Origin of the sequence: Chitinophaga flava (assembly GCF_003308995.1) — a bacterium.
Classification (GTDB): Bacteria; Bacteroidota; Bacteroidia; order Chitinophagales; family Chitinophagaceae; genus Chitinophaga; species Chitinophaga flava.
In genome coordinates this window covers 2821635-2837881 of record NZ_QFFJ01000001.1, presented here as the reverse complement: position 1 = coordinate 2837881, position 16247 = coordinate 2821635, and the positions used below count along the sequence as shown (strand labels likewise).

The 16247-nt window shown below is 45.2% G+C and carries 12 protein-coding genes; 7 read left to right on the top strand and 5 right to left on the bottom strand.

The window, feature by feature from the left end; all coding sequences use genetic code 11:
• Window positions 1–116 precede the first annotated feature (116 nt).
• Complete coding sequence (locus DF182_RS11335; protein ID WP_113615733.1) at window positions 117–1040, top strand: helix-turn-helix domain-containing protein; 924 nt, start codon at window positions 117–119, stop codon at window positions 1038–1040.
• Between the two features lie 674 nt (window positions 1041–1714).
• On the opposite strand, the gene DF182_RS11330 is transcribed toward DF182_RS11335, so the two are convergent.
• Window positions 1715–2179, bottom strand: a complete 465-nt coding sequence (locus tag DF182_RS11330) for a PepSY-like domain-containing protein (RefSeq protein ID WP_113615732.1) — start codon at window positions 2177–2179, stop codon at window positions 1715–1717.
• A 260-nt stretch (window positions 2180–2439) separates the two neighbouring features.
• Between DF182_RS11330 and ileS the strand changes: the two genes are divergently transcribed.
• Window positions 2440–5766, top strand: a complete 3327-nt coding sequence (gene ileS, locus DF182_RS11325) for an isoleucine--tRNA ligase (RefSeq protein WP_113615731.1) — start codon at window positions 2440–2442, stop codon at window positions 5764–5766.
• Window positions 5767–5772: 6 nt separating this feature from the next.
• Complete coding sequence (locus DF182_RS11320; RefSeq protein WP_113615730.1) at window positions 5773–6810, top strand: TraR/DksA C4-type zinc finger protein; 1038 nt, start codon at window positions 5773–5775, stop codon at window positions 6808–6810.
• Between the two features lie 69 nt (window positions 6811–6879).
• On the opposite strand, the gene DF182_RS11315 is transcribed toward DF182_RS11320, so the two are convergent.
• Window positions 6880–8394, bottom strand: coding sequence for a glycosyltransferase (locus DF182_RS11315; RefSeq protein ID WP_113615729.1), 1515 nt, complete (start codon window positions 8392–8394; stop codon window positions 6880–6882).
• A gap of 238 nt (window positions 8395–8632) precedes the next feature.
• Window positions 8633–10465 (bottom strand): ABC transporter ATP-binding protein, encoded by a 1833-nt coding sequence (locus DF182_RS11310; protein WP_113615728.1) that lies wholly within the window; start codon window positions 10463–10465, stop codon window positions 8633–8635.
• A 210-nt stretch (window positions 10466–10675) separates the two neighbouring features.
• Here DF182_RS11310 and rbfA point away from each other — a divergent pair, with 210 nt between their 5' ends.
• Together rbfA and DF182_RS11300 are read left to right on the top strand one after the other, a co-directional pair.
• Complete coding sequence (gene rbfA / locus DF182_RS11305) at window positions 10676–11056, top strand: 30S ribosome-binding factor RbfA (RefSeq protein ID WP_113615727.1); 381 nt, start codon at window positions 10676–10678, stop codon at window positions 11054–11056.
• 5 nt (window positions 11057–11061) lie between these two features.
• Window positions 11062–12285, top strand: coding sequence for an FtsX-like permease family protein (locus DF182_RS11300; RefSeq protein ID WP_113615726.1), 1224 nt, complete (start codon window positions 11062–11064; stop codon window positions 12283–12285).
• 97 nt (window positions 12286–12382) lie between these two features.
• Here DF182_RS11300 and DF182_RS11295 read toward each other — a convergent pair whose 3' ends face one another.
• Window positions 12383–13219 carry a transketolase gene (locus tag DF182_RS11295; RefSeq protein ID WP_113615725.1) on the bottom strand — a complete coding sequence of 279 codons (837 nt, stop codon included), beginning with the start codon at window positions 13217–13219 and terminating at the stop codon, window positions 12383–12385.
• Between the two features lie 233 nt (window positions 13220–13452).
• On the opposite strand from DF182_RS11295, the gene DF182_RS11290 reads away from it, so the two are divergent.
• On the top strand, window positions 13453–14517 hold the full coding sequence (locus tag DF182_RS11290; protein WP_245957409.1) for an MraY family glycosyltransferase: 1065 nt from the start codon (window positions 13453–13455) through the stop codon (window positions 14515–14517).
• A gap of 133 nt (window positions 14518–14650) precedes the next feature.
• Window positions 14651–15214: a ribosome recycling factor gene (gene frr, locus DF182_RS11285; RefSeq protein WP_113615723.1), complete on the top strand. Its 564-nt coding sequence runs from the start codon at window positions 14651–14653 to the stop codon at window positions 15212–15214.
• A gap of 73 nt (window positions 15215–15287) precedes the next feature.
• Here the strand turns inward: frr and DF182_RS11280 are convergent, their stop codons facing one another.
• Window positions 15288–16166 carry a DMT family transporter gene (locus tag DF182_RS11280; RefSeq protein WP_113615722.1) on the bottom strand — a complete coding sequence of 293 codons (879 nt, stop codon included), beginning with the start codon at window positions 16164–16166 and terminating at the stop codon, window positions 15288–15290.
• Window positions 16167–16247 lie beyond the last annotated feature (81 nt).

Sequence of the window (16247 nt, the reverse complement as noted above, 5' to 3'; positions counted from 1 at the left end):
TCAAATATGTTGAAATTATTCCTTATGTTAGGAATGCTTTGTAAGTGTATTGTCAAAATACATTTGATTTAAAATTGAAGTGTTAAATTTGTCCCGGTTTTAAAACATCAGGTAAAGTGAAAGAAATTCAGGAAATACTGGCATTAGCCATTCCGCAGCCCGCCATGAGCGACCAGCTTCAGCTGGCGGAGGAGGATAGCGTGACGGTTCCGGATTGCCTGGACTTTACATTGCAGCGCTTTGTGTACGACAAGCCGCTCCCGGTGGAAGACGTAGCCATGGTAGTATACCAGCCGGCTAAAAGAGGGCAGTCCGCCGCAATAGAACTACGCTATTGTGTTGCCGGCAGCAAATATTGTAAAAATCCTGCCTGCACCGACCAATTGTGTGCAGAGGGCAACAAGGAAGCCTGTAAAGACAAGGTCCCTTCTGTAGACCTTATCACCGTCAGGTTTCAACCAGCATTTATTCAGTCACTTCAGAAAAATACGACTTCTTTCTCTCTTTTTGAGAATCAGTCCCGTAAGCCATTTGTGAAAACCATCCAGCCCTGCACCAAATCCAAGTCAGTACTGGAAACTATGGTACATCACAACTATGATGGCATCCTGAAGAATATCTTTTTGCAGAGCCGGGCACTTGACCTGTTGTTGTACAGCTCAGACCAGTTCATGCAGAACGATCCTGACGAACGTTACGGTTGCCGCTTCCTGACACATCTGGAAGACCGGGAAAAAATTGAAAAAGCCAGAAGTATCTTACTGGAGCAACTGGACTCCCCTATCACCATCCGTGATCTGGCCCGCAAAGTAGCCATGAATGAATGTTACCTGAAAAAGGGCTTTAAAGCCATGTATGGTACCACCATTTACGACTATTTCCAGAAAGAAAGGATGGAAAAGGCCAAGGGGCTGCTGTATGAAAAAGGCATGTCAGTTTCCGAAGTGGCTATGCTGATGGGATACTCCTGCATCTCCCACTTCTCTACTGCTTTCAAAAAGCATACAGGGCTTAAACCTTGTGAGTTGTTACTTCGTTGATTATCAAAGTATTAAGAGTTTTAAAATGCTGACAGGACTTTTCCCTGTCAGCATTTTTTTTGCAATTTCCCGCTTTGATCATTTCTTTTCCCGAATTGAAAAGCCAGGGCGGAATTATCGTTGTTATTTTGTGTCAACGAAACGATAGCAGATATCTATCAGCTGTTCCTCACAAGCTTCCTTATTAGATTTGACCATGGGAAGGAACTTGGCTGGCAGTTAAAAAATGTAAAGCCATAAATTTTAGACTTGCGTTATCAAACACCAAGGGAACACAAGTACAATTGCCAGCGAAGTTTTTTACCAGATTTTATAAAGTCGCCTTGCTTTTGCGGGGCGACTTTTTAATTTGTGCGGATAGTTATCGAATATCCGTTGAAGATAGACTTTCTGCAACCAGGTGGGCCGGAAGTAATACACTACAAAAAATCCGTTTAATTACAGCCATAACGACAGGAGTCCTGCCAGCCAGCTTGGCTGGTATACTGTTATTATGCCGCAGTGAAAAAAGGGAAATGATGTAAAAAACGAAATCAGTGGATTCCGGAGCTTATTACCTGGTTACCATTAGGACAGCAGTGTATGCCAGGAGGGGTATATAAAATGAAAAAACCCCGCCCAAAAGAGCAGGGTCTGTCCTATTTATCCCTATACCTATGAAATACGAGTTTGAATTATTCAGTGACGGTGCCGGCTTCGTTCAACAACACTGCTTTCTCTGCACCATTGTCCTGAATGTTTACTTTATAATAAGCAGCCACATCTGCTCTTTCAATTTTCCAGCCATCTTTTATGGTGGCAGCCGGATATTTAGCTTTCAGTGTACCAGCCACTGATCCCGGCAGTGTTTGTGCGTCGTATGTGCTTCTGGTGGCTATCCATTTTCCATCTGCATCATACTCTGCTGTGGTTTGTATATTGTCTTTGAGGAAACTGACGCTCCAGTGACCAGCACTGGTTTTGGTCCATTTCGCATCTGTAGTTCCGGCAAAGGCCTGATCAAAAGAACTTTTAACGGTTGCAGGTGCTTCCACCTTTTTCGCAACTGTTTTTGTTTTTTTAACTGATTTTTTTTGCTGTGCAAAAGTTATGCCGGAAGTAATCAATACTGCACAAAAAATTAACGTCAACTTTTTCATAATCAGATATGGTTTTTATCCGCGTTGGGTTAAAATTAAAACTTAGGTTTTTCCTTTTTCTTCCCGGCAAAGAGCTAAAACAATGCCAAAAACGTAAAACAAATACTGATTATTGTAAATTACCAGAAAATTTACGAAAAATATTTTAAAAGCTCCGTTTTTGGGTAAGTTGCCCCTTTAGGTGCCGCCGTATTTTCTTAACTTCGCACAATTTTAATCAATTATTGTCTTATTAACATCAAAGGGCGGGGAATTGTTTTATGTCCAGCAAATATCAGGAATATAACCAGCTGAATTTACCTCAGATAGAGAAAGATATACTGCAGCAATGGGAGCTTGACCAGGCTTTTGAAAAAAGCGTGGAAGTGCGGGAAGGCGCTGCTCCATTTGTGTTTTATGAAGGACCACCCAGCGCCAATGGCCTGCCGGGCATTCACCACGTTATTTCACGTACCCTGAAAGACCTGGTATGCCGCTATAAAACCATGCAGGGTTTCCAGGTAAAACGCAAGGGCGGATGGGACACTCACGGCCTGCCGGTAGAGCTGGGCGTGGAAAAAAGCCTGGGTATTACCAAGGAAGATATCGGAAAGAAAATCTCTATTGCGGAATATAACGAGACCTGCCGTAAAGAAGTACTGAAATATAAAGACAAATGGGATGACCTTACCCGTAAAATGGGGTATTGGGTAGATCTGAAAGATCCATACATCACTTTTGATAATAAATATATCGAATCCCTCTGGTGGAGCCTGCAGACGCTGTATAAGAAAGGATTGCTGTATAAAAGTGTCAGCATTCAGCCTTATTCACCAGCAGCAGGAACCGGCCTCAGTTCACACGAACTGAACCAGCCCGGTACCTATAAAGATGTGAAAGATACTACTGTGGTGGCTATGTTTAAGGCAAAACAAGCTGAAAATTCACAGTTTTTGTTTGATGCAGCTGATTCTCCGGAAGTTTTCTTCCTGGCCTGGACCACTACTCCCTGGACATTACCTTCCAACCTGGGTCTCACCGTTGGCGCTAATATAGAATACGTGCTGGTAAGCACATTCAACCAATATACCCATCTCCCGGTAAACGTGGTGATGGCAAAGGTGCTGCTCGGCAAATATTTCAAGGCGGAAGGAGAAAATGCTGATTTCGCTGCTTATAAGGAAGGTGACAAGGTGATCCCCTGGAAAATCCTGACCAGCTTCCAGGGTAACAAACTGGAAAATATCCGTTATGAGCAACTGCTGCCATATACTCAGCCGGAAGAAGGCGATCCGTTCCGTGTAATCCTGGGTGACTTTGTTACCACAGAAGACGGTACCGGTATCGTACATACCGCTCCTGCTTTTGGTGCAGATGATAACCGTGTTGGTAAAAAATATGGTATCGGCATTCTGACCCTGGTTGATCGTGAAGGTAAATTCACTGACAACGTAGGAGAATTTTCCGGCAGATATGTTAAAAATTACAAAGATGATCCCGACTATAAAGATGTAGACGTAGACATCGCTGTAAAACTGAAGAAAGAAAACAGAGCCTTTAAGGTAGAAAAATACGAACACACCTACCCTCACTGCTGGCGTACAGACAAGCCGGTATTATACTATCCGCTGGATGCCTGGTTCATCAGAACTACTGCACTGAAAGACCGGATGGTGGAACTGAACAAAACCATCAACTGGAAACCAGCATTTACTGGAACCGGTCGTTTTGGCAACTGGTTGGAAAACATGGTGGACTGGAACCTGAGCCGCAGCCGCTATTGGGGTACTCCTTTGCCAATCTGGCGTACAGAAGATGGCACTGAGGAAGTATGCATCGGTGGCATTGAGGAACTGAATACGGAAATCCGCAAAGCCAATGAAGTTTTGGGTGGCGACGTCAACAAATCCTATCTGCACGAAGGTATCCTGGACCTGCATAAACCTTATGTGGATGAGATCATTCTGGTGAGCCCATCCGGTAAACCTATGCGCCGTGAGCCTGACCTGATAGACGTATGGTTTGATAGTGGAGCCATGCCTTTTGCTCAGTGGCACTACCCATTTGAGAACAAGGAATTGCTCGAGAAGGGAGAAGCTTTCCCGGCTGATTTTATTGCGGAAGGTGTGGACCAGACCCGTGGCTGGTTCTATACGCTGCATGCGCTCGGTGTAATGCTTTTTGATAGTGTTGCCTATAAAACAGTTGTTTCCAATGGTCTGGTGCTGGATAAAAACGGCCAGAAGATGAGTAAACGCCTCGGCAACGTGGTGAATCCATTTGAAACAATTGAACAGTTTGGTGCTGATGCCACTCGTTGGTATCTGATCACCAACGCTTCCCCATGGGACAGCCTGAAGTTTGATGTGAAAGGTATTGGCGAAGCCCAGCGCAAGCTCTTCGGCACGCTGTACAATACATATAATTTCTTCGCTATGTATGCTAATCTTGATAAGTTTACATTCAGCGAAGCATATATTCCACTGGAAGAGCGTCCGGAAATAGACCGTTGGATTATTTCTGTGCTTAACACGCTGATAAAGGATGTGACCAGCAGTTTTGATGATTACGAACCTACCCAGGCGGGCAGGGCTATTGAAACTTTTGTGGATGAGCACCTGAGCAACTGGTACGTGCGTTTATGCCGTCGCCGGTTCTGGAAAGGGGAATATGGCCAGGACAAAATCAGTGCCTACCAGACATTATACGAATGTTTGGAAAAAATTACACAATTGATGGCCCCGGTTTCCCCATTCTTCACAGACTGGTTGTTTAACAACCTCAACAAAGTTAGCGGACGTCATACGGCGGAATCCGTTCACCATACTGATTTCCCGGTGTCCAACCCTGCTGCGGTCGATACCGATCTGGAAGAGCGGATGCAGCTGGCGCAGGATATCTCATCACTGGTATTATCCTTGCGTAAGAAGGTGAATATCAAGGTTCGGCAGCCTTTACAGAAGGTGCTGATTCCTGTTTCCGGCAATCATATGCAGGTACAACTGGAAAAAGTAGAGGATCTGATAAAAAGTGAGGTAAATGTCAAAGGGATTGATTATCTTACCGAAACGGAAGGTTTTATCAAGAAAAAGATTAAACCTAACTTCAAGTCGCTCGGAGGCAAAATGGGAGCAAAAATGAAAGCAGTCGCTGCTGCTATCAGTGCGTTTACAGATGCAGATATCGCCTCTATTGAGCGCGATAGCCATTTCAACCTGGCAGTAGAAGGAGAACAGATACAGATACAACTCTCTGATGTTGAGATAATTTCCGAAGATATTCCTGGATGGACAGTTGCTAATAAGGGTGCTTTAACGGTAGCGCTTGATATTACCATTACAGAACAGCTGCTGGATGAAGGTAATGCCAGGGAGCTGGTAAACCGCATTCAGAAAATCAGAAAGGATAGCGGCTTCGAACTGACTGACAGAATTAAAGTGGCTGTGGAGAGCGTAGACTCGCTCAAATCGGCGATTATAAACTATAATAACTATATTTGCACGGAAATTTTGGCAGATAGCTTGGATTTAGTGGAGCAATTACAGGGCGGAACAGAAATAGAGGTGAATGACCTTAAATTTAATGTATTAGTTAACAAAAAAAGCTAATCCCCCATGGCAACAAAAAAGAAAGTTGCTGGTAAATCGACCCAAAAGGTAGCTCAGTCTGTTAAAGCTGTAGCCCAGAAGGTGACGACTGCGAAAAAGGCTCAACCTGCCCCAGCCAAAAAGGCTGCGCCCGCTGCTTCTAAAAAAGCAGCCGCCAAAAAAGCAGTAGAGAAGCCAGCAGCTAGCAAAGCCGTTGCCCAGGCCGCAGCCAAAAAAACTGCAGCTACCCCCAAAAAGGCTCCTGTAAACAGTAAAACATCGTCCGTCCCGAAAGTTGCTGTACCTGCAAAAACGACCGTTAAAAAAGAGCCTGCTGTAAAGCAGCAAGTGGTCACTAAAAGTGTTGCCGCAGAAAAAGAGAAACCATTAATTTCTAAGTCAGAAGAAAAAGAACTTAAAACAATGGCAGTAAAGAAAGCAGATACTAAGGAACAAGTTGCTAAGGAGAAAGAATCCACTAAAAAAGCAGCCGAAAAACCTGCGGTAAAAGCAGAAAAATCAGCTAAATCCGAGAAGTCCGAGAAACCCGAGAAAACAGAAAAACCGGAAAAAGCTGAAAAAGCTGAGAAAACCGAAAAAACAGAGAAAAAAGGTGGAAAACCTGCTCAGGTAGCTTACCAGCCTGAATTTACCAAATCAGTACTGGACCAGCCGGAACCTGCTGCGGGCCCCCTCTACAGATATAGTGATACAGATTTACAAGAGTTCAGGGAACTGATCCAGAAAAAACTGGAGTTCGCTAAAAAAGAACTGGTGTATCTGCAAGGACTTATCACCCGCAGAGATGAAGCGGGCACTGATGATACCGAAAACAAATACATGAGCATGGAAGATGGTAGTGGCTCTCAGGAAAGAGAACAACTCAATCAGATGGCCAGCCGTCAGATCCAGTTCATCGATCACCTGGAAAAAGCCATGGTTCGCATCGAAAACAAAACTTATGGTATTTGCCGTGTAACCGGTAAACTGATCGATAAAGCACGTCTCAGAGCCGTTCCGCACGCTACTTTAAGTATTGAAGCCAAACTGGCAAAAAGTAAATAAAAAAGATTACTATAAACGAAAAAGGGATTTGAATATTCAAATCCCTTTTTCGTTTATAGACTACTGTTATTAACAACGTTCTTTTTGTTTACTGCGCATCTGACGCATGGCAAAATATACTAACCCCGCTCCTGCCAATCCTACTAGACTGCCTATACCAATGTTTCTCGCCTGCTTCTTGCTGATGGCCGGCAGACTGATACCAAACTTTTTCTTCGGACTTGCAGGCGCAATATCCAGCAGTGGCTCCAATGACAGACCAGTAATGATTTTGTCGGCAACCTTTTCTACATATGCACGCTGATACTGTGGACAAAACGCAACACCAATACCGGCTTCCATTAATAGTTGGGTGTCCTGTTTACCGTCACCTACGTAAATAATGTTTTGCGTGTGGATCTTGTATTGTGATGCAACATAAGGCAGGATGGCACTTTTACGGTATTCACCGTCCTGCAGGAAATAATCCGGTATTGTTAGTTCACCGGTAGCAACACTGTTGACGAGGTGTAACTTGTTCGCCAGTACGAAATCCATCCCAAGCTTGTTTTTGATATGACGGGCCACCATGCCGAATCCATCAGTGATCAGTCCACAGGCATACCCTCTTTTCTTCAGTTCCTGCACTACCTCGCGGATGCCCGGCACCAGCGGGATAGCGTCTGCTACTTCCAGTAGTTCCGCAATATTGCGGCCTTCAAAAAGCGCAGCTATCTGATGTAATCGTGTAGCCGTCTCCGTTTCCTCTGCTAAAATTCTCTGTAGTGCTTCCTCCTGATCAAATGCAATGGCTGCCCACTGGAAATAGTTTTGTGTGAATACAGCGTGGTCAAGGTTGAGGATAACCATCTTCTGCATTTTGTCGATAGACTCCAGGATGGAGTACTCCATTTGTTCCCTGATCAGGTTGATATTACCCAGTGTTTCCAGGTTTTCCTGCGGGATATTTTCTGCTTTACGCAGGATGGTGCGGGATACTTCCCGCGACATTTTGCTGAGTTGTTCCCAGGTCTGCATTGCGTTTTCCACTTTGCCGATATTGGCTTCCACAATGCGCGCACCCAGATGGTGCATGTCAATCAGCAAACCAATGTCTACTCCATAATCATTTTCGAATTGTACGCTGGAAAGAAGTGATTTTCGGCCGGCAATCATTCCGCTGAGTGGCTGCTGAAAATGCGCGAGATCCGGATACAGAATGCTCAACAGTGGTTTGGCCACCAATTGTGTGACCCTGCCCGCTTGTCTTTCAAAGTAGGATTTGACAAAGTCTGCTTCATCGCGCTCGATCGGACCGGTCAACAGCTCTACAATATTGTCCGGATAGGTTAGAATATCACCGTCTACATAAGCGATAATTTCATGTTTGGCGGCCATCATGCCTTCCCTCATGGAGATGCCTTTGCCGCGCTGGCTACTGGTAATGACTCTTACATCCTCCTTCATGGCCTCTTCTACCGTGTTGTCAGTAGAATTATCGTCCACCACAATAATCTCAATTTTGCGGCTTGTTTTTTTAACGGTTTTTATTACCTGGCGTATGGTTGCGCCTTCGTTTAATACAGGAATTACGATAGAAATCATAGGAGTTCGCTATGTTAAAAGGTTAAAGAATACAAGAGCTGCAAAGAGCTGGTTGGCATTATCAAAGAAGGGTATAACAAAAACGATACCAAAACGGGGATGGAGATGTAGGCCAGATGGGGATTTCGAGGCAATTACGAATTACGAATTACAATGAATCAGAAAGAATTCTATTGATTATTGTAATTCGTAATTCGTAATTCGTAATTCGTAATTCGTAATTCGTAATTCGTAATTTTTATTTAAACTCCTGCATTTCCACCAGTTTGTGGTAAATGCCTTCGCGGCTAAGCAGATCTTCGTGGGTACCTCTTTCTTTTATTTCACCCTGGTCCATCACGATGATTTCGTTGGCATGCTGGATAGTGCTCAAACGGTGTGCAATCACAATAGTGGTGCGGTTTTGCATCAGTTGGTCGAGAGCGGACTGCACCAGTTTTTCTGATTCAGTATCGAGTGCAGAAGTTGCTTCGTCCAGTATCAGGATGGGAGGGTTTTTAAAGATGGCCCTGGCGATGGTAAGGCGCTGACGCTGGCCACCGCTCAGTTTGAGGCCGCGGTCTCCTATTGGAGTATCGTATCCGCTTTCCAGCTGTTCAATAAATTCATGTGCATTGGCAATCTTGGCAGCACGGATTACAGCTTCCCGGTCTGCTTCCGGATGTCCGAAAGCGATGTTGTTAAATACAGTATCGTTGAATAATACAGCTTCCTGTGATACGATTCCTATCAGTGAACGCAGATCATTCAGCCGGAGGTCACGTATATCGGTACCGTCTATACGAATAGCTCCTTCATTGACATCATAGAAACGAGGCAGGACGTCGGCCATCGTTGATTTACCGGCACCGCTGCGGCCTACCAACGCAATCATCTGGCCTTTGGGAATGGTTAGTTTCACATTTTTCAGCACATAATGCTGGTCATATTTAAAGGAGATATGATCATATTCAATTTTATCATCGAAAGCATGAATGGCTTTGGCATTAGGTTTTTCCTGGATAGCCACTGGTGCATCGACAATATTAAAGATGCGCTCGCTAGCCACCATGCCACGTTGCATGGTAGTGATGGCGGTAGAAATGTTTTTCGCCGGTTGCATGATCTGGGAATAAAAAACCAGATAGGTCATGAAAGTGGCGCCGGTGAGCAGATCGCTGCCATGCAGTACCAGGGTACCACCATAGATCACCAGTACGATCACTACCATCACACCCAGGATCTCAGATACCGGAGAAGCCAGTTCCCGCTGATTGAACATGGATTTGCTGACGGTAACAAAACGATGGTTTACGTCACCAAATTTTTTCTGCATAAAAACGGCGGCAGTGAAGGATTGGATGATGCGTATACCTCCCAGTGTTTCTTCTGATACATTCAGGATCTTGCCCAGCAGCTCCTGGCTGAACCATCCTTTCTGTTTCAGTTTCTTGGAAATGTAGGAAATCAGTGCGCCGGATATAGGGAAAAATATGATGGTGAACAGGGTTAGTTTAACGGACAGGTAAAAGAGTGCCGCGAAGTAACCGATAATGATAAAAGGATCGCGTAACAACACCTGAATGGAGTTTACCACGGAGCCTTCTACTTCCTGTACATCGTTGGTCATAACGGAGAGGAGATCACCTTTCTGTTTTTCGCTGTAATAGCCCAGCGACTGTTCAGTATATTTTTTATAGATGTCGGTTCTGAGCCGGGAGAGCATGGTCATTTTCATCCGGGTCACCACGCGGCCGCTCATGTAGCGTCCGAGATTGGCGATGGTGATACATACACCAATGACAGCACAAACGAAGTACAGTGCACTTTCTTTAGAGCCGCTACTGCGGATGAAATAATTGAAATAGTAATTAAAAAGATCGATAAAGTAGGTGATGGTAAAGGAAAAAGACGGGTGGGGCAATATTTCCGGCGTACTGGACACCTGGTTGAAAATAACGTTTAGCAGGGGGATCAGCATGGCGAAATTGACCATGCCAAAAACGATACCGATGATGGTATAAATTACATATTCCGGAATATAGTGGTGCAGAGGGGTGGCATATCCCAGTAATCGCTTGAAAGTCTTCATTCCTGATGCTTTTACACTTGCTTTTTGTTAGCATGCAAAAATAGTATAATTAAGCGACCCCCTGCCGGCAATTCGCCCAATCTTTCCAGGAAATGGTTAATTTCGCATATAACAGAGCTGTTGGGAGCAGCAGCCTGATTGGGCGCTGTGCGGTAAATATATTATTATTGTGCATATGGGCTGTATTACTAATGATTAAAACTGAATGCGATGCAGGAAACTAAAAGGCAAAAGCAAATTGGACAATTAATACAGGAGGAACTGAGCGATGTGTTTCAGCGGATGGGGTTTAACGTGGTAGAGGGTGGAATGATTTCCATTGCTGCTGTGAAAATGACGCCTGACCTGCTGGAGGCTAAGGTTTACCTGAGCATGTTCCAGATAAAGTCTCCCGAAGAGATGCTGGAACGTATAAAAGAGAGAATGGGCGAGATTAAAAAAGCCCTTGGGTTAAGAGTAGGCAAACAACTTCGTCGTATGCCTGAGCTGGCCTTTTTCCTTGATGATACACTGGATTATGTATTCAAGATGGAAGAGCTCTTTAAGAAAATCAAGGAAGACGATTCCCATATCAAAGGGGATAATAAGTAAAATGTATGGTCTGGCAGTTTGCTTCCCGTTACTTCAGGGCTAAAAAATCGACCAATGCCATCAATATCATTGCCTGGGTAAGTGTGGCTGCCATTGCGATAGGAACAGGCGCGCTGATTGTTATTTTAAGCGTGTTCAACGGATTTGAGGGCCTGGTTAAATCCCTGTATTCTTCTTTTTATCCTGCTATTAAGGTGGCCCCGGCCACGGGCAAAACGATTTTGTTATCGCCTGCACAACTGCAGGCTATCGGTCGTGTGCCCGGCGTGGCTGGTTATTCTGAAGTAGTGGAGGAAAAAGCGGTGTTGCGTTACGGAGATGAGCCCACCATTGCGATCCTGAAGGGGGTGGACAGCAATTACAACGTAGTAACGGATGTTAAAAGCAATATTGTCCGGGGGCGTTTTGATATTGGAGATGAAACGGCTTACCGGGCAGTAATGGGACTGGAGCTGGAAGGTGCGTTGGGGGTGGATGTAGTACATAGCCTGGTGCCGGTGACTGTTTATGTGCCCCGCAGAAAGGTGAATGCTTTTGTTACCCCGGAAGATGCCCTGAATAATGGGGTGCTTTACCCTGTGGGTACTTTTGCCATCCAGCAGGAATTCAACAGCAAGTATGTTATAACCCATATCGATTTTCTGCGGAAGTTGCTGGAGATGGCACCTAACGAGATGTCGGCACTGGAAGTGGCTGCGGCCCAGGGTACCGACCAAAACGTACTGAAAAACCGGCTGCAGCAGCTGCTGGGTGGGCAGTATAAGGTGCAAACCCGGTATGAACAGAATCAGTCGCTCTATGCGATTATGCAGACCGAAAAATGGGCGGTATATGTGATCCTCAGTTTTATTATGATCATTGCTGCTTTTAACATGATCGGGTCTTTGTATATGCTGGTGATAGAGAAGGAAAAGGATATCACTATCCTGAAAGCGATGGGTGCCCGGAAGTCGCTGGTTATGAGAATATTTTTGGCTGAAGGGTTGATTATTGCGGGTATCGGGACCTTACTGGGTTTTGTATTAGGAGGAGGTTTCTGTCTGATTCAACAGCATTTTGGTATTATTAAGCTGGAGGGTACTTCCTTTCTGGTAGATGCTTATCCTGTGAGCATGCATCTGGCTGATTTCGGGCTGGTGTTTATTACCATTCTGGTGATTGGTCTGGCGGCCAGCTGGTATCCTGCGAGGAGAGCGGCAGAGGAAGCAATAACGTTAAAGGCTACCTGATAAGTAGAACAGTCATGATAGACAGTATATAAAAAGCAAAGGAGCGAATCATCTTCGCTCCTTTGCTTTTTATTTTTAGAATTTTGTTATTGGGTTATTAATAATCGCCCAGTGTTTCCGGCAGTTGAGCCAGTGCTTTCGCGAGTTGTTCATCGCTGGGGGCGATACCATGCCATTCGTGGTGGCCTTCCATGAAGTCAACTCCTTTGCCCATTATAGTTTTCATGATAATGGCGATAGGTTTGCCTTGTCCGGTGAGGCTTTTGGCTTTTTCCAGTGTAGCTACGGTATCGTTCATATCATTACCGTCCATGTGGAGGATGGTCCATCCGAAGGTTTCGAATTTGGCTGCTACATCGCCGAGGCCGGCTACAGCGTCGGTAGTACCGTCGATCTGCTGGCCGTTGAGGTCTATAGTAATGATCAGGTTGTCTACTTTATGGTGTGGCGCAAACATAGCGGACTCCCAGATTTGTCCTTCTTCCAGTTCACCGTCACCATGGAGGCAGAAAACAATGCCTTTATCGTTATTCAGTTTTTTACTCAGTGCGGCGCCGATGGCTACGCTCATGCCCTGGCCGAGGGATCCTGAAGCCATGCGTACACCCGGGAGGTGTTCGTGTGTGGTAGGATGGCCCTGGAGGCGGGTATTTAATTTGCGGAATGTGGCAAGTTCAGCTACCGGGAAATAACCGGAACGGGCCAACGCGCTATAGAAAACAGGGGAAATGTGCCCATTGGAGAGGAAGAAAAGGTCCTGGTCGCGGCCGTCCATGTCAAAAGGCTGTGGCGTATGCTTCATAACCTTAAAATAGAGTGCAGTAAAGAAATCTGCGCAACCTAAAGAGCCACCTGGGTGACCACTTTGAACGCCATGTACCATTCGTACAATATCTCTTCTAACCTGGGTAGCAATATCCTGAAGCTGTGGCATGATACTTGATGATTTTTGTGCCGCAAAACTAATTGAATTTCTAGATTTTGTGGCGTTGAATGTTGTTTTTGCGATCTCAAAGTATTAAAAATCCTGATTTTTTTAGTGTTTCTTTTACACATTTCATTGAAATTAATATCTTTGCAAAATAAGCCCCACTAATGGAGAATGTTTTAATTGCTACCGTCCTAAGCTTTGTTGTAACCTATTTTTCAATTCCAATACTGATTAAAGTGGCGGATCTGAAACACCTATACGACGAACCGGACGAAAGGAAAACGCACAAACAACGCATACCAACGCTCGGGGGAATCGGTTTCTTCTCAGGGTTTATTATTGCTGCTGCGGTATGTGTTCCAACCGTACAAAATTCGCCATTTCAGTATATGATGGCAGCCTTTTTTATCATCTTCATGGTGGGAATGAAAGATGATATCGTAGGCCTTTCTCCGTTAAAAAAACTGATCGGTCAGTTAGTGGCCTCCTTCGCAGTTATCTATCTGGGCAATCTGCAAATCAACAGCATGTATGGTTTTCTGGGTATTACCACCCTGCCTGCTAATATCAGCCTGATGCTCACCTACTTTTACTTTATTGTGGTGATCAACTCCTTTAACCTGATAGACGGGGTAGACGGACATGCCGGCAGTATTGGTTTGCTGGTAAGTGCGATCCTGGGTGCATATTTCCTGCATGTAGGTGAAATCACTTATGCTGTATTGGGTTTTGCCCTCGCCGGCGGCCTGGCCAGCTTTCTGATTTACAATATTTCTCCTGCCCGTATTTTTATGGGCGACACCGGTTCCCTGCTGATCGGACTCGTGAATGCGGTATTGGTACTGAAATTTATTGACGTAGCCGGTAACCCTGCCAGTAAAATGCCGGTGGACGCTACTCCTGCTGTCGCCATTGCTATCCTCATCGTACCGCTTTTTGATACCCTGAGGGTATTTGCTGTACGTATGCTGAGAGGAAGATCTCCATTTTCTGCAGACCGGAATCATATCCATCACTATTTGCTGGACCTGAAGCTGGACCATAGACAAACTACCCTGGTATCCGTAACCGTGAACGCTATCTTTATCGCTGCTGCTTTTATGCTCCAGGGACTGGGTACCACTGTTCTTACAGTGCTCGTAGTAGGTACAGCCACCGTGTTTACCAGTTTCCTGTATGTGGCCCGCAAACGGAAACAGGCCCCTCAACCAGCTGTTGCCATCTCCCCGTCGGCTAACACAAGCGCCGCTCCTCCTAAAATACTAAGGGTTACTACCGAAGGTGTGTTGCAGGACAAATAACATTCATGGCGATATACATACCCTTTCAACGGTTACGGTTGTAAAGCAGGTATTTCTAACGCCATTCTTGTATCTGTCACTTTGACGATTAAAAGAAATCCTGTAGGTTTGCAGGCACTTAACTATTTATGTTATGCAAGACGATCTAACGCTTATCATGGATGATGCAGCTGGTTCGATGGCTAAAGCAGTCGGGCACCTGGAGCTGGAACTCACAAAAATAAGGGCGGGTAAAGCTAACCCCCAGATACTGGACGGTATTGCCGTGGATTATTATGGCTCCCCTACTCCGCTTAACCAGGTAGCAAACGTAAGTATAGCGGATGCTCGTACCCTGACCATTCAGCCCTGGGAAAAAAATATGCTGCAACCTATCGAAAGGGCTATTATCGCCTCCAACATTGGTCTCAACCCTCAGAATGATGGTGTCATTATTCGCCTTTTCCTGCCGCCACTGACAGAAGAAAGAAGGAAGGAATTTGTGAAAAGGGCTTATAATGAGGGGGAACAGGCTAAAGTAGCGATCAGAAACATCCGCCGCGATGCAATTGAAGGTATCAAGAAATTGCAGAAAGATGGCCTGAGCGAAGATACCGCCAAAGGTGCAGAAGCAGATATTCAGACACTGACCGACAAATACATCGTGCAGATAGACAAACACTGCGAAGTGAAAGAAAAAGAGATCCTGGCTGTTTAAAAACAGTTATTGTATCAGATAAACGTATAAAAAAGCGGAGAGACCGGCACTGGTCTCTCCGCTTTTTTATTTATCAGGAAGCTGTTTTAGCCCGATTAACCATATATACCCCCAACAGAATAATACCCATACACAACACCTGCACCCAGGTAATCGGCTCATGAGCCAGTAATCCCCAGCCTATAGCCACTACCGGTAACGCATAAGTAACCATCGAAGCAAACATAGACCCTGCACGTCTGATCAGCAGATAAAATAATACAGCTGCCACACCGGTGCCCATCACCCCTAATATCAACCCTGCCGACAATGAACGCCATGGAGCATGATCTGTCGCAAACTGTGGAAAAAAGTCACTAAACCACAATATGGGAAAAGTGATCAGTCCACAAAAAAACATAGCGATAGACCCCAGTTGCAACGAGCCGAATCCCTTCAGGTAATGATGTACCAGACTGATATTAGTGCCGTAGCTGATAGTGGCTACCACCACCAACAGGCTATAATACCAGTGGCCACCGGCGCTGATACCCTTGGAGCTGAAAAGTAGTACTACACCTAATAAGCCAACACATACTCCCGTTAGCTGTGCTTTTTTGATAGGGCTTTTGAAAAGGATCAAACCTGTCAGCAATGCCATCAGCGGTGTTAGGGAGTTGAGAATACCGGCAAGGGAACTGTCTATTTCTGTTTCTGCCACGCAGAAAAGAAAAGCCGGAAGCCCATTGCCCAGTAAGCCGGAGAGAAAAATGATCGGTAATTTGTTGACCGGCGTTTGCCGGAGAGCTTTGGGAAGGAAGGGTAACAAAGCCACACCCGCAGCTACCAGTCTTAAGCTGGCTACCTGATAGGGTGTAAATGATTCCAGTCCGATCTTCATTAAGATAAAAGAGCTACCCCAGGTGAGGGATAGCAACAGAAAAACACCCCAGTGGGCAAATTTGTGGTTCAAAGCGGCATTTTTTTAAGACTACAAAGGTGTGAATATAACCCTACTGCGCAAAATATAAATCATCCGATACAACACTTCTGG